Raw genomic sequence first — 13,835 nt, 5'->3', positions numbered from 1 at the left:
GCAGATGATTTGTCCACGTTGTGCCGATGAACATATTGAAGTGATGGCAAACTCGCCGGTAAAAGGTGTCTGGACGGTATATCAGTGCCAGCATTGTCTATACACCTGGCGTGATACTGAGCCGCTACGCCGTACCAGCCGCGAGCACTATCCGCAAGCGTTTCGCATGACGCAGAAGGATATTGATGACGCACCGATGGTGCCGAGTATTCCACCGCTACTGGCAGAAGATAAGCGCTAATCAACACGCCGGGTGCGGCTTTGCCTTACCCGGCCTACATATAGTGATATTTTATAGGCCCGATAAGCGTATCACCATCGGGCATTACGGCGTTACACCAGACTCTTCAACCGGTAGATCCACTCCAGCGCCTGGCGAGGCGTTAGCGAATCCGGGTCGAGATTTTCCAGTGCTTCAACGGCGGGCGACGTTTCTTCCGGAGCTGACAGGAGCGACATCTGTGTGCCGTCGACCTGGGTCGCAGCAACATTCGGCGCGATGCTTTCCAGTTCGCGCAGTTTTTGCCGCGCGCGTTTAATAACCTCTTTCGGCACGCCTGCCAGGGCTGCTACTGCCAGACCATAGCTCTTGCTCGCCGCACCATCCTGTACGCTGTGCATGAAGGCGATGGTATCGCCGTGCTCTAACGCATCCAGATGCACATTCGCGACGCCCTCCATTTTCTCCGGTAACTGAGTCAGTTCGAAGTAGTGGGTGGCAAACAACGTTAATGCTTTGATTTTATTGGCAAGATTTTCCGCGCATGCCCATGCCAGCGACAGACCGTCGTAGGTGGAGGTGCCGCGTCCAATCTCATCCATCAGCACCAGGCTGTTCTCGGTGGCGTTATGCAGAATGTTGGCGGTTTCGGTCATTTCTACCATGAAGGTGGAACGACCGGAGGCCAGATCATCCGCCGCGCCCACGCGGGTAAAGATGCGGTCGATAGGCCCGATCTCCACTTTCTGCGCTGGAACGTAGCTGCCGATGTAGGCCAGCAGCGCAATCAACGCGGTCTGGCGCATATAGGTACTTTTACCCCCCATGTTCGGGCCGGTGATGATTAGCATCCGTCGCTGAGGCGAGAGGTTAAGCGGGTTGGCGATAAACGGCTCGGTTAGCACCTGTTCAACCACCGGATGACGCCCCTCGGTAATGCGAATGCCGGGTTTATCGGTGAAGGTTGGACAAGTGTAATTCAGGGTGTAAGCGCGTTCCGCGAGGTTGACCAGTACGTCCAGTTCCGCCAGCGCGCTGGCGCTCTGTTGCAAATCAGCAAGGTGCGGCAGCAGCATGTCGAACAGCTCGTCGTACAGCTGTTTTTCCAGCGCCAGCGCTTTGCCTTTTGACGTCAGAACTTTGTCTTCGTACTCTTTCAGTTCCGGAATAATGTAGCGTTCGGCATTTTTCAGCGTCTGGCGACGCACATAGTTAATCGGCGCCAGATGACTTTGCCCGCGACTGATCTGAATGTAGTAGCCGTGAACGGCGTTAAACCCGACCTTCAACGTATCCAGACCGGTGCGCTCGCGCTCACGGATTTCCAGTCTGTCCAGATAGTCAGTTGCGCCATCAGCCAGCGCTCGCCACTCGTCCAGTTCTTCGTTATAGCCCGGGGCGATGACGCCACCGTCGCGAACCAGCACAGGTGGAGCTTCCACTACGGCACGTTCCAGCAGTTCACGCAGCTCAGCAAACTCACCCATTTTCTCGCGCAGCATCTGTACGGGGGCACTGTCTACGCTTTCCAGTTGTGCGCGCAGTTCCGGTAATTGCTGGAATGCATGACGCATACGGGCCAGATCGCGCGGGCGCGCGGTACGCAGGGCCAGACGTGCAAGGATACGTTCAAGATCGCCGACCTGACGCAGCACGGGTTGCAATTCACCGGTGGAATCCTGTAGCGCGCCGATGGTCTGTTGACGCTCAGTGAGGACTTTGGTGTCGCGGACCGGCATATGCAGCCAGCGCTTGAGCATACGGCTGCCCATCGGCGTCACGGTGCAGTCGAGTACTGAAGCCAGCGTGTTTTCAACGCCGCCCGCCAGGTTCTGGGTAATTTCCAGATTGCGGCGCGTGGCGGCATCCATAATGATGCTGTCCTGCTGACGTTCCATGGTGATGGAACGAATATGCGGCAGCGAGGTACGCTGGGTATCTTTTACGTATTGCAGCAGGCAGCCAGCCGCGCATAATCCACGCGGGGCGTTTTCTACGCCAAAGCCAATCAGATCCCGCGTGCCAAACTGCAGGTTTAGCTGCTGGCGAGCGGTATCGATTTCAAATTCCCATAGTGGACGACGACGTAATCCGCGACGTCCCTCAATCAGTGAGGTTTCAGCGAAATCTTCGGCATACAACAGTTCAGCGGGATTGGTGCGCTGCAATTCTGCGGCCATGGTCTCGCGGTCGGCGGGTTCGCTAACACGAAAACGCCCGGAGCTGATATCCAGCGTTGCGTAACCATAACCTTTACTGTCCTGCCAGATAGCGGCCAGCAGGTTGTCCTGGCGTTCCTGTAACAGCGCTTCATCACTGATGGTGCCTGGCGTGACGATACGCACCACTTTGCGCTCGACCGGACCTTTGCTGGTCGCCGGATCGCCAATTTGTTCACAAATAGCGACGGATTCACCCTGGTTGACCAGCTTGGCGAGGTAGTTTTCTACCGCATGGTGAGGAATGCCCGCCATCGGGATTGGCTCGCCCGCAGACGCGCCGCGTTTGGTCAGGGAGATATCAAGCAACTGAGACGCACGTTTCGCATCGTCATAAAACAGTTCGTAAAAGTCGCCCATGCGGTAAAACAACAGTATCTCCGGGTGCTGGGCTTTCAGCTTGAGATACTGCTGCATCATTGGGGTGTGGTTCGTGAAGTCCGTATCAAGTGACTCTTTCATATCGCTTTTGCTCTTTTTTTAATCTTTTTGGGGACCTGGGCAGTCTCACGTGAGCCCCTGGAAACTCACATAAACCCACAAATTTGTCATTCGAAAGCCGCCTGATGGGCAGTAACGACGAGCGTTGGCTCGACCTGAATGGTCTATCTTATCACCGACAACGACTGAGATTCATCCGTAGGTTTTGCCGCCAGAACGCTTATTGATTATTCATTTTCCGGCAAAGCATAATTCTGGCAGTACAGATAGGGGATCCCCTCTTTGGTAATCAGGTATGTCGCGCTGTTCAGTGCAAAAAAATCGACGTTGGATACGCTGGTATTGGTCAGGAAAAAATCGGGGAGGAGTTCCTGAATAAGGCTGGCGGGAGCTGTTTCGCGATTGGAAATTTGGATTTTCTGTGAAATCCAAACCGGGCTTGAGCCGTAGCTGGATTGTGTAAAAAGTACCATGCGTTGCACGGTTTGCTCATTATTTTCGGCATCTTTGATAATACCATCAATATTCACAATACCTTTACTGCCCCCGGTTTTAATATCAATAATCCCTCGGAACGAGCTTGTATTGCGTACAATTTCGATGGCAGAGCGGCAGGTGAGATCATGTAACTCGCCATTGTTCTTACTGTACCGATAGACGACAGTAAGAATAAGCGCAGCAAAACAAAGCAGCAGGATAATACCTGTCTGGATGCGGGACGTTCGGGGATATAAGTTCATTAGCTATCATACCGTGGGTAATATACCGACTGACAGGCATTTTCTTGCCTGGCTTTTATCGGTGAGCGACACACCAGTACGGACAGTTTCTTAGACTCAGGATAGGTCGTGATATAGATAAATTTATGGCTCTGACACAGTCCTGGGTTTTTGTCGATAAACGCGGTATGCCGGGTGAAATTACTGGCATCGTTATTGAAATAATACTGACAGCCAGTGGGTGCTTTATCCGCAGTTATATAGCCGGAGAAATAATCATCGCTGGCTTGCCACGGATATAATATAAGCACACAAATTATCAGGGTAAGTGCCAACATTACTGTTTCTGCAGCCGTTATCAAAGGTTGACGCGGTGTGTCAGCCAAAAATTCCTCAATGGTGGCATCTGGCGCTAAGGATTCTTCAGCAGAAGCAGAGTTTTCCTCCGGTGTTTCAATGACCTGAATATCAAACTCTTCTTGAATGATCAGCCCTTTGCGGGGGATCGTTGTGATCAGCGGTTGTTCAAGCTCCAGCTGCAGTAAGCTTTTACGCAACGAGAGAATGCTTTGATAAAAGGCGTTGAAACTCACCTGCCGGTGATTTTTACCCCAACCGAATTCCAGCAATTCGTTTTGAGCAACCACTTGCCCGCGATGTTGAATAAGTAATAAAAGACATAGCGACGCTGAGTGTTTGAGTTTTATCCGCTGATTGGGGTGATCTACCCGCGCCAGACATTGTGTGGCTGGCGTAAATATTATTCTATTTTCAATCAGATAACTGACATTGCCAGTCTCAGACATATTGTCTCTACTCTTGATGATGCGTCTGGTGGTTGTTTAGTCATGATACCACTGAGCCTATAAAGACCACCAGCATGGACCTGATTCCACAGCGAGAACCGCTAAGTGTTGCAAATTGGTATCATGATATAACAAGAATGATAACTTTTTAATGAAAATAAAACCCATTAAAATCAATTGATTGTGTCTTTTTAGCTACTTTGTAAAGAACAGAAAGATGAAAAAATGTCGACAAAGATGATTGCCATTAATTCTTTATGGACAGCGCCATATACTGCATGGCACCACCACGCGAAAACAGCATGAACCTTAACGCGTCAATGGCACCAGGGAATGCCGGTGGTAGATGTAGATGGGAATAAATGTCAGCTTGTTTGCGAGCTGACATTTATTTTTAGTGCTGAGTAAATTTAACCATCTTTTTGACTAAGCCATAATTTGCGGTAGAGAGTCCCATGTTCCAGAAAGAAATTGAAAATGCTGTAGTGCTCGTTGGCGATGAAATGAAGAAGTCGGATAATGCCTGGCTGTCGTTACGTAAAAAACGTCAGCGTATTGATTTGAAGACCGATGGACAAATCTTATTTCTGGAGAAAGGGACTGTCTCTGTTTATCGTGTGGAAAACGATTTAGTCACGGTGAGTATTTCTGCACCTGCTATTCTCGGCCTGCCACAAATGCGTACGGAAGTGGCTGGCCACTATTTGCGTTGTGATACCGATTGTGAAATGTGGGCGATGAGCGTACAAAATGCCGATCACCTGTTTACGACCAAAAACTTATGGAAGCAGGCGTTTGATATCTTAACGCATCATCTTCAACGTTATTTTCAGCGTGAAGCGTTGCAGTCGCACCGTACTATTCGTGAGCAGATTATTGAACACGTAAAATATATCTGGTCGATGGAACCAGAGGTTCGCGAGAAAACATCCGTGTATACTTTTATTTTGACCCGTAACCATATTTCACGTAGTGCTATCCATAAGGTGTTACAGGAGCTGGTTAATGACGGGAAAATCACCCTGAATCGTGGAAAGCTCTCTTTTTGCACGCCGTTATAAATTCATGCGCTCCCCGGCAAAATGTAAGGGAGCGCAACCGATCAACGTTCTCTGAGTGCTTCCGCGCGTGCGCGAATAATCGGTTTTAACAGGTAGCTCAGAATCGTTTTCTTGCCGGTGAGAATATCGACGCTCGCCACCATGCCGGGAATGATCAGCATCGGATGCTCTTTTGTTCCCAGGTAATTTTTGTCCGTCTGCAAACGCACAATATAAAAGCTTCGCCCCTGCTTATCGGTAACGGTGTCCGGGCTTATCTGCACTACTTCGCCTTGCAGACCGCCATAGATGGTGTAATCGTAAGCGGTAAATTTCACCATCGCATGTTGACCCGGATGGAGGAAGGCGATATCGCGCGGCTGGATTTTGGCTTCGATTAACAGTTTGTCATCCAGCGGAACGATTTCCACCAGATCGCTGCCCGGTTGAATGACGCCGCCGATAGTATTCACCATCACCTGCTGGACGATACCCCGCACCGGTGAGGTGACCATGGTACGGTTCACCCGATCCTCCAGTGCTTTAACGCTTGCCTGGGTTTTACTCAGATTGGTGCGAGCTTCATTGAGTTGGGCCAGCGCATCGCTCTGGAAACGGCCACGGCTTTCACCGATTTTATTCTCAATCTCTTTAATTTCTGACGTGGCCTTGGGGAGCGACAGGCTAATAGAATTGAGCTGCCCGGCGGTTTCCACTTCGGTACGACGCAGTCGCAACAGTTCGACTTTTGAAATGGCGCCTGAAGCGAGCAGCGGCTCGGACATTTTGATTTCCTGACGGATTAACCCGAGGCTGTGCTTAAACTGATCCTCCTTTGACTCAAAGTCGCGCAGCTCCTGTTTTTTCTGCACCAGCTGTTCTTCGAGCCCGGAAATTTCGTTGTGAAATTGTTCCCGGCGGCTGTTGTACAGCTCGGTTTCTCCTCGGGCGACATCCGGTGCCTGGCTGGCTATCTCGTGTGAAATCACAAAGTCCCGGTTTTCAACTTCCGCCGTCAGGCGTTCTACCTTGGCGCGCAGACCGAGTTTGTCGGCTTCGGTTTCACCCACGTTGGAGGCGAAACGCGTGTCATCGAGGTGCAGTAGTGGAGTTCCGGCGTTAACGATTTGCCCTTCATGCACGTACAGCTCGGTGACAATTCCCCCTTCCAGGTTCTGGATTTTTTGCAGTTTTGATGAAGGGATCGCTTTGCCTTCACCGCGTGTCACTTCATCAATTTTTGCAAAACCAGCCCAGATGAAGGACAGCACCACCAGCGCGAGGATCACCCACAACGTCAGTCGTATCACTCTTGGGGCGTCATCAATTATGGCCTGACTAACCTCATTAATACTGTCGGTTTGATTTTCATCACGACCGCGAAAATAGTGCTGCATATAGCTGCGGGCACTAGTCAGGAGATCAGCGAGACGCATTAATTTGCCCCTTTTTCAACGCATCCATCACTACCCCTTTCGGACCGTCTGCGATGATGCGACCTTTATCAACAATAATCAGACGGTCAACCAGCGACAGCATGGAAGCGCGGTGCGTGACCAGTAATAACGTTTTTCCCGCAATACAGGGGGCCAGCGCGTGTTTGATCTTCTCTTCGCTGGTGTTGTCCATCGAACTGGTGGGTTCATCCAGTAGCAGGAGAGGGGGATCAAGCAACAGTGCGCGCGCGAGCGCCACCGCCTGCCGTTGCCCACCAGAAAGCTGGGAGCCGCGTTCGCCGACCTGCAGGTTATAGCCGTCGGGATGCAGGCGTGCGAATTCGTTGACGCCAGCCAGTTCTGCCGCTCGCAGCATGGTTTCGTCATCGACATAGCGCGCTCCGCACAGCAGGTTATCGCGCAGCGTGCCGTTGAATAGCTGGATGTCCTGTGGCACGTAGCCGATGCTGTGGCGCAGATCGTTCACATCCAGCTGACGAGAGTCGATACCATCGATCAGCAAGTTCCCGGCGCTCGGCTGGTATAAATTGACGATTAGTTTACTCAGCGAACTTTTACCGGAACCGCTGCGCCCGATAATGCCGATGCGCTCACCGGGCTGAATGGTCAGGTTAATTTTGTGCAGCGACAGGTTTTGTTGCTCCGGGTAGCTGAAATCCACATCGCGAAATTCAATGCTGCCCTGTAACTGTTCACGCTTGAGCGGGTTTTCATCCGCACGGCGCTCCTGCGTCAGCGACATCATTTTCTCAGTGTTTTTGATGGTCAGTTTCGCCTGCTGATAGCGGGCGATAAGGCCAGTGAGCTGACCCAGCGGCATGAGTGCCCGGCCGTTAAGCATGTAGCAGGCGATCAAGCCACCCATACTCAGTTTGCCGTCGATAATCATGTACACCCCGACGATGATCATCACCACGCCTGAAATTTGCTGGAACCAGCCGGTAAGGTTGCTGGCCAGGCTGGACAAGGTTTTCACCCGCAGTTCGAGACGGCTCAGGCTGCCCAGCGTTTGTTCCCACTGGAACTGGCGTTCGCTTTGGGCATTATTCACTTTGATGGCATCCAGACTGCTCAGGGTTTCAATCAGTAGCGCCTGACGTTCGCTGGCGAGGCTCATGGTTTTTACCACAGCAGCGTTGACCGGCTTTTGTAGTGCCCAACTGCACAATAGGGCAATCGGTAATGTCAGTACCGGGATCCATGCCAGCGCGCCGCCGATAATGCCAATAACAATCAGCAGTAACAGGGTGAAGGGCAAATCGATAATCGTCGTCAAAGTGAGGGATGAGAGGAAATCACGCAGTGACTGAAACTCGTGAATGTTTTGTGCAAAGCTGCCCACGCGCGCCGGGCGCTCTTTCATCTCCATACCGACAATGCGCTCAAACAGGGTTGAAGAGATGATGAGATCGCTTTTCTTACCTGCAATATCAAGGCAGATACCGCGCAGCATTTTTAAAATCAGATCAAAGACAAAAGCCAGGCAGATGCCGACTGCCAGCACCCATAGTGTGACCGTTGCCTGGTTTGGCACGACGCGGTCATACACATTCATGGTAAAGAGCGGTGTGCCGAGCGCAATCAGGTTGATTAACAGACTGGCCAATACCGCATCCATATACAGAAAACGCGACAGCTTCAGCGTGTCTTTAAACCAGGATTTGGTACGCGGCAGAAAGGCCTCTGCCTGCAAATCGAATTCGTGGCGCGGATGCGCAAAAATGACTTTGCCCGCATAGTTTTGCTCAAGCGTGGCGGCATCAACGCAAATTTCCCCACCTTCGCTTTCGCTGGGCATAAAGCGGGCGCTGCCGTCATCGTTCCATGCCAACAACACCCCGGTTCCCCCTGCGTTCAATAACAAGACAGCAGGCAGAGACATTGCCGGAATTTTATCGAGCGTGCGCGTGACGACTCGCGCCTTTAAACCGGCCCTTGCCGCTGCGCGTGGAAATATATTCAGCGTGAGCCGATCGTTTTCTAATGGCAGGCCACTGCTTAATGTTGAACGACTCGCCGGTTTTCCGTGCAGAGAACACAGAATCAGTAAGCTATCTAATAACGGGTCGTCATTATGGCTACGTGGGTCGTGATGTTGAGAATTAGGACGAGCGTAATTCTCAGGGACGTCATTTAATAATTCGGCTTGTGCACTCATTTTCGCAACCATTCTGACCGTGCACGGTTAAATAATAGCAAGCTAATTATAAGCGTGCAGGTCAGGGATTTATTGGGGATTAATAATTATTAATGAAGTTCCGGTAAGCTATTTTCTTCTGCTGAATCTACCGGTTGCCCCGAAGGCGGCGGTGTGATTTTTAGAATATTCATTAATTCCCCGGTGCGTTCGCTAATACGATAGCCACTGGTCATGGCCAGATAACGTAATTCAACAAGACGGCGTTTAGAGGAGAACACTTCATTTTCACTATCGAGTAAATCCAGCAGCGTACGCTCGCCAAGACTAAATTGATCCTGATAAGCCGTGCGCACTTTGACGCTGCGGTCGGCATATTCTTCCGCCGAAGGAAGCTGGGCGCGAGCGTTTTGCAGTGCGGTCCAGGCCAGGCGTAGCTCCTGATTCAGCTGGCGCAGCGTGTTATTACGTACATCCTGAGCCTGCTTGTGCAGATAAGCGCGGGAGTTCATGTTGGCTTTGTCGCTGCCGCCCTGGTACAGGTTGTAATGCAGTTTGACCATCGCTTCCCACTCTTCGGTGTGTGCGCTGGTGGTATCGGTGTTGTTGCTAATCCCTCGGGAAAGCTCAACGTCCACACGTGGATAGAAGGTGGATTTCGACGCTTCATACTGCTGGTGCGCAGCTTCGATGTCCGCATTGGCAGACTTCAGTAATGGATTATTTTTTTCCATCCGACTTTTGGCATCTTCCAGCGAGGTTGGCAGCTGAGAGTCAATGCTTTCTGGCTGGCTTAAGCCCTGCGGATCCATGCCCGTCACGCTGACAAAGGTGGTTTTCGCGTCTTCAAGGTTAGTCTGCTCGGTCAGCAGGTTGTTTCGCGCCTGCGCCAGACGCGCTTCGGCCTGCATAAAATCCCCGGAGCGCCCAACGCCCTGATCGGTACGCAGTTTTATCTGGTCGTAAATGCGCTCGTGGTTCGCCAGATCGTCTTCAGCAAGGCGAACAAACTCTTCGCGTTGCAGCACGTCGAAATAGGCCTGAATCACCGCATAAGCGGTGCTTTCACTGGTGTTCATCACACCATAGGCGCGTGAGTCAACGGTCGCTTTTTGTCGCGCCACTTCGCTGTTGGTCGCAAAGCCGTTAAACACATTCTGCTCGAGGCTGATAGTCGCCTCGTTAGGTGATTGAGTCAGACCGTTATTGCGTCCTGCAGCGCGGGTAGTTGCATCATCAACATTTTTGCGCCCGGCCTCGGCATTTAAATTCAGTGATGGCAAATAGCCACCTTGTGCCGCACGCAGATCTTGCTCCGAGGAATAACGGCTATTTATTGCAGCATTAACTTCAGGATGATTCGCTAATGCATCTTTAACGGTATTTTGTAAGTCTTCTGCGTTTACTGCATTTATTGAAAAACATGAAAGCAGAAAAACTAAAAACTTCTTCATGACATGAATGCCCTATATCTCACGGTTATGACATCCAGGTGTCGTCGCTATCATCCATTTTTACAAACACGTTATATTAATTAACAAATATGAATTGTCTTAATTGATGGCTGTAATCAGCTATTCAGCGACATGTTTTGTCACATCGTGTTTTATTTTTGGTTATTTTTTATTATATTCATTTGCCAGTCAAGTCTCATGTAATTGCATTCTATAAAATGTGTTTTTTTCTACATTGAGATATTAATGTTTACATTAATTGAATGTGATATTTGTTCGTTAATATATTAACGAGTTTATAAAAATAATGATGGTAATTAAGTGAGGTTACGGTGAGCAAATTACTCGGTGTGATCAAAGCAATTATTGGACAGGTTTACGTAGTTGATGCCAATGGTGCACAACGACTGGTTCATGAAGGCGACAGGGTATATAGCGGTGAAGAAATTGTGACCGGTGCCAGCGGCGCGGTAAGTATCTCTTTACCAGACGGAAAAACGCTGGATATAGGCCGTAATAGCCATTGGGGTGAGCACGGGCTACAGGTCAGCCATCATCCGGAAAGTAGTGCTCAGGATATTGCCGCCGCACAAAAGGCCATTGCCGATGGCGCTGACCCGACGCAGGTGCTGGAAGCCACCGCGGCGGGTAATGAAGCACCGGTAACATTAGAAGGCGGCGGCGGGGGGCACACTCTGGTTCAGCTTGAATTGACCGGGCAGGTGGTTGATCCGACAGCAGGTTTTAACACCAAAGGTCTGGGAAGCCCGAACTGGGATATCAATCTGCCGATAGGGGGAGTTACCGCAGGTTCCGCGAGTGTTTTCCCGCCTGAGGTACAAATTACCGAGTTTGCCGGCAACGACGGTTTCATTAACAAAAGCGAATTCCATCAGACCCATTTAAGCGGCACCAGTAATCAAAATCACATCACACTCACCTTCACCGATAGCCAAAAAAACACATTCACCGTTACTGTTCCGGTGAGCAACGGGCACTGGAATATTGATACCGATCTGGGGGGACTGGTCCCGGGAAATGTAACAGTGGTGGCAATAGCCACCGATGTGACGGGACGGACGGCAGAAAGTTTTGATCATGCGCTGATTGATATTACCGGACCACACATCGACATTACCGTTGATAATGTCACGCCGGATAACCTCATTAACTACGAAGAGTCGCGTCAGCCGCAAACCCTGATCCACGGGTCGGTCGGCGGCGACACTAAACCCGGCGATATCGTTACTTTATTGGTTGATGGTAAAGAATATACCGGTGTTGTTACCGACCCCGGAAATGGGACTCTGACTTATACCATCCCGGTACTGACCCAGGGGTTACTGCATGACCCGAACATCCACGCCACGTTAACCTCTACTGACGAAGCAGGAAATACCACCATTGTTTCCACGGATCATCATGTCGATAACGACCTGTATGCGCAAAATGCCGTGACCATTGAAACGGCGGCGAATGATGATGTCGTCAACGCTAATGAGTTTCGTATGCCGACCATTATTTCTGGCATTGCCAGCGGTGATGCGAAAGCGGGTGATCCGGTCACGTTGACCATTCAGGGCAAAGCGTTTCACGGCACGGTTTTCGACGATCATGGCCAGCTACGCTATGAAATCGTTGTGCCTTCCGCAACCCTCAACGAGGGGGCTAACGATGTGCAGGTGACGCTGGTAAGCCATGACGCGGTAGGCAATGAAGCCACTGCCGTGACGCACCGCACCGTGGTACTGGACACCCAGGCACATAACGCCCTCACGATTGATGATGTCACGACAGATAACACCCTGAATCGTGCTGAGCTGTATATGCGTAACCAGGTGATTTCCGGAACCGTCAGCGGGGAAGACGCGAAAGCGGGCGACCCGGTGCTGGTAGAGATCAATGGCCACCAGTACAACGGTCAGATCATCGATCTCGGCAATAGCACGCTGGGCTATCGTATTGCGGTAAACGCTGCCGATTTTGCCAACAACGTTGCAAAAGTCGATGGTTATATGGACGTGAAGGTAACGGTCACCTCTCACGATGCGGTGGGCAATCTGGCGATTGCCACCGACACCCACAGCGTGCATGTCGACAATTTCGCGAAAAACACGGTACATATCGATACCGTCGCGAACGACAATGTGGTCAACGCCATTGAAAACCGCATGACCACACTGATAAGCGGCGTGGCAGGCGGCGATGCCAAAGCGGGGGATGCCGTTACCGTCAGTGTACAGGGGCAGAGTTTTACCGGAACGGTGGTCGATGATAACGGCGAACTGCGCTACGAAGTGGCAGTGCCGGTCGGCATGCTGCGCGAAGGTAAAAATGATGTGCAGGTGACGCTGGTCAGCCATGATGCCGCGGGCAACGAAGTGACTGCGCTGGCGCACCGTACCGTGGTGCTGGACACTAAAGCGCATAACACCGTCAATATTCATGATGTCACCGCCGACAACACCCTGAACTTTACTGAGTTGTCGGCGGCGAAGCAGACGATTACCGGAAACGTGCGCGGGGAAGATGCGAAAGCGGGCGACCCGGTTCTGGTGGAGATTAACGGCCACCAGTATCACGGCCAGGTGATTGATACCGGGAAAAATACCCTCGGTTATCGCATCGAGGTGGATTCTGCGGCGTTCTCTGACAACGTCGGTCATGTGCTGAAAGAGGTGACGGTCCATGTCAGCATCACCTCCCACGATGCGGCGGGCAATCTGGCGATTGCCACCAGCAGCCACGAAGTGCATGTCGACAACTTCGCGGAAAACACGGTACATATCGATACCGTCGCGAACGACAATGTGGTCAACGCCATTGAAAACCGCATGACCACGCTGATAAGCGGCGTGGCAGGCGGCGATGCCAAAGCGGGCGATGCTGTGACCGTCAGCGTGCGGGGGCAGAGTTTTACCGGAACGGTGGTCGATGATAACGGCGAACTGCGCTACGAAGTGGCGGTGCCGGTCGGCACGCTGAAGGAAGGTAAAAATGCGGTGGTGGTGACGCTGGTCAGCCACGATGCGGTGGGTAATGAAGTGACCGCGCTGGCGCACCGTACCGTGGTGCTGGACACTAAAGCGCATAACACCGTCAATATTCATGATGTCACTGCCGACAACACCCTGAACTTTACTGAGCTGTCGGCGGCGAAGCAGGTGATTACCGGAAACGTGCTCGGGGAAGACGCGAAAGCGGGCGACCCGGTGCTGGTAGAGATTAACGGCTACCAGTATCACGGCCAGGTGATTGATATCGGGAAAAATACCCTCGGTTATCGCATCGAGGTGGATTCTGCGGCGTTCTCTGACAACGTCGGTCATGTGCTGAAAGAGG

9 protein-coding genes are annotated in these 13,835 nt (G+C 51.5%); 3 read left to right on the top strand and 6 right to left on the bottom strand.

The genetic code is table 11. The features are described 5' to 3' along the window. Window positions 1–4 precede the first annotated feature (4 nt). Window positions 5–241 carry a non-oxidative hydroxyarylic acid decarboxylases subunit D gene (locus tag OGY17_RS06840; protein ID WP_032944812.1) on the top strand — a complete coding sequence of 79 codons (237 nt, stop codon included), beginning with the start codon at window positions 5–7 and terminating at the stop codon, window positions 239–241. 92 nt (window positions 242–333) lie between these two features. Here OGY17_RS06840 and mutS read toward each other — a convergent pair whose 3' ends face one another. The 3 genes from mutS to OGY17_RS06825 all read right to left on the bottom strand — a co-directional run bounded on the left by mutS (window position 334) and on the right by OGY17_RS06825 (window position 4,405). After that, window positions 334–2,901: a DNA mismatch repair protein MutS gene (mutS, locus tag OGY17_RS06835; protein WP_103284789.1), complete on the bottom strand. Its 2,568-nt coding sequence runs from the start codon at window positions 2,899–2,901 to the stop codon at window positions 334–336. Between the two features lie 206 nt (window positions 2,902–3,107). Then, on the bottom strand, window positions 3,108–3,620 hold the full coding sequence (locus OGY17_RS06830; protein WP_003825820.1) for a YqeJ family protein: 513 nt from the start codon (window positions 3,618–3,620) through the stop codon (window positions 3,108–3,110). Further along, window positions 3,620–4,405: a winged helix-turn-helix domain-containing protein gene (locus tag OGY17_RS06825; protein WP_191215456.1), complete on the bottom strand. Its 786-nt coding sequence runs from the start codon at window positions 4,403–4,405 to the stop codon at window positions 3,620–3,622. The genes OGY17_RS06830 and OGY17_RS06825 overlap by 1 nt, the downstream gene beginning before the upstream one ends. A 455-nt stretch (window positions 4,406–4,860) precedes the next feature. Between OGY17_RS06825 and OGY17_RS06820 the strand changes: the two genes are divergently transcribed. Further along, window positions 4,861–5,466 carry a helix-turn-helix domain-containing protein gene (locus OGY17_RS06820; RefSeq protein ID WP_008785664.1) on the top strand — a complete coding sequence of 202 codons (606 nt, stop codon included), beginning with the start codon at window positions 4,861–4,863 and terminating at the stop codon, window positions 5,464–5,466. 41 nt (window positions 5,467–5,507) lie between these two features. Here OGY17_RS06820 and OGY17_RS06815 read toward each other — a convergent pair whose 3' ends face one another. The 3 genes from OGY17_RS06815 to OGY17_RS06805 all read right to left on the bottom strand — a co-directional run bounded on the left by OGY17_RS06815 (window position 5,508) and on the right by OGY17_RS06805 (window position 10,493). Beyond that, a complete protein-coding gene (locus tag OGY17_RS06815) occupies window positions 5,508–6,881 on the bottom strand; it encodes an HlyD family type I secretion periplasmic adaptor subunit (protein ID WP_286606728.1) in 1,374 nt (457 codons plus the stop codon). Further along, entirely contained in the window at window positions 6,868–9,060 is a 2,193-nt protein-coding gene (locus tag OGY17_RS06810) for a type I secretion system permease/ATPase (RefSeq protein ID WP_286606726.1), read from the bottom strand. Before OGY17_RS06810 ends, OGY17_RS06815 begins: the two co-directional genes overlap by 14 nt. Window positions 9,061–9,149: 89 nt before the next feature. Continuing rightward, window positions 9,150–10,493 carry a TolC family outer membrane protein gene (locus OGY17_RS06805; RefSeq protein ID WP_057068072.1) on the bottom strand — a complete coding sequence of 448 codons (1,344 nt, stop codon included), beginning with the start codon at window positions 10,491–10,493 and terminating at the stop codon, window positions 9,150–9,152. A 332-nt stretch (window positions 10,494–10,825) separates the two neighbouring features. Here OGY17_RS06805 and OGY17_RS06800 point away from each other — a divergent pair. Further along, window positions 10,826–13,835: retention module-containing protein (locus tag OGY17_RS06800; RefSeq protein WP_286606724.1), on the top strand; the 3,010-nt coding region annotated here is incomplete at its 3' end.

It is taken from the genome of Citrobacter sp. Cpo126, from assembly GCF_030332445.1.
In the GTDB taxonomy this organism is placed as follows: domain Bacteria; phylum Pseudomonadota; class Gammaproteobacteria; order Enterobacterales; family Enterobacteriaceae; genus Citrobacter; species Citrobacter portucalensis.
Note: the sequence above shows the minus strand (reverse complement) of the source record. Positions and strands in the feature narration are given on the sequence as shown.

What these genes read in the sequence shown, in the direction of transcription:
- OGY17_RS06840 (WP_032944812.1), top strand. Translation starts at nt 5, where the DNA reads ATGATTTGTCCACGTTGTGCCGATGAACATATTGAAGTGATGGCAAAC.
- mutS (WP_103284789.1), bottom strand. Translation starts at nt 2,901, where the DNA reads ATGAAAGAGTCACTTGATACGGACTTCACGAACCACACCCCAATGATG.
- OGY17_RS06830 (WP_003825820.1), bottom strand. Translation starts at nt 3,620, where the DNA reads ATGAACTTATATCCCCGAACGTCCCGCATCCAGACAGGTATTATCCTG.
- OGY17_RS06825 (WP_191215456.1), bottom strand. Translation starts at nt 4,405, where the DNA reads ATGTCTGAGACTGGCAATGTCAGTTATCTGATTGAAAATAGAATAATA.
- OGY17_RS06820 (WP_008785664.1), top strand. Translation starts at nt 4,861, where the DNA reads ATGTTCCAGAAAGAAATTGAAAATGCTGTAGTGCTCGTTGGCGATGAA.
- OGY17_RS06815 (WP_286606728.1), bottom strand. Translation starts at nt 6,881, where the DNA reads ATGCGTCTCGCTGATCTCCTGACTAGTGCCCGCAGCTATATGCAGCAC.
- OGY17_RS06810 (WP_286606726.1), bottom strand. Translation starts at nt 9,060, where the DNA reads ATGAGTGCACAAGCCGAATTATTAAATGACGTCCCTGAGAATTACGCT.
- OGY17_RS06805 (WP_057068072.1), bottom strand. Translation starts at nt 10,493, where the DNA reads ATGAAGAAGTTTTTAGTTTTTCTGCTTTCATGTTTTTCAATAAATGCA.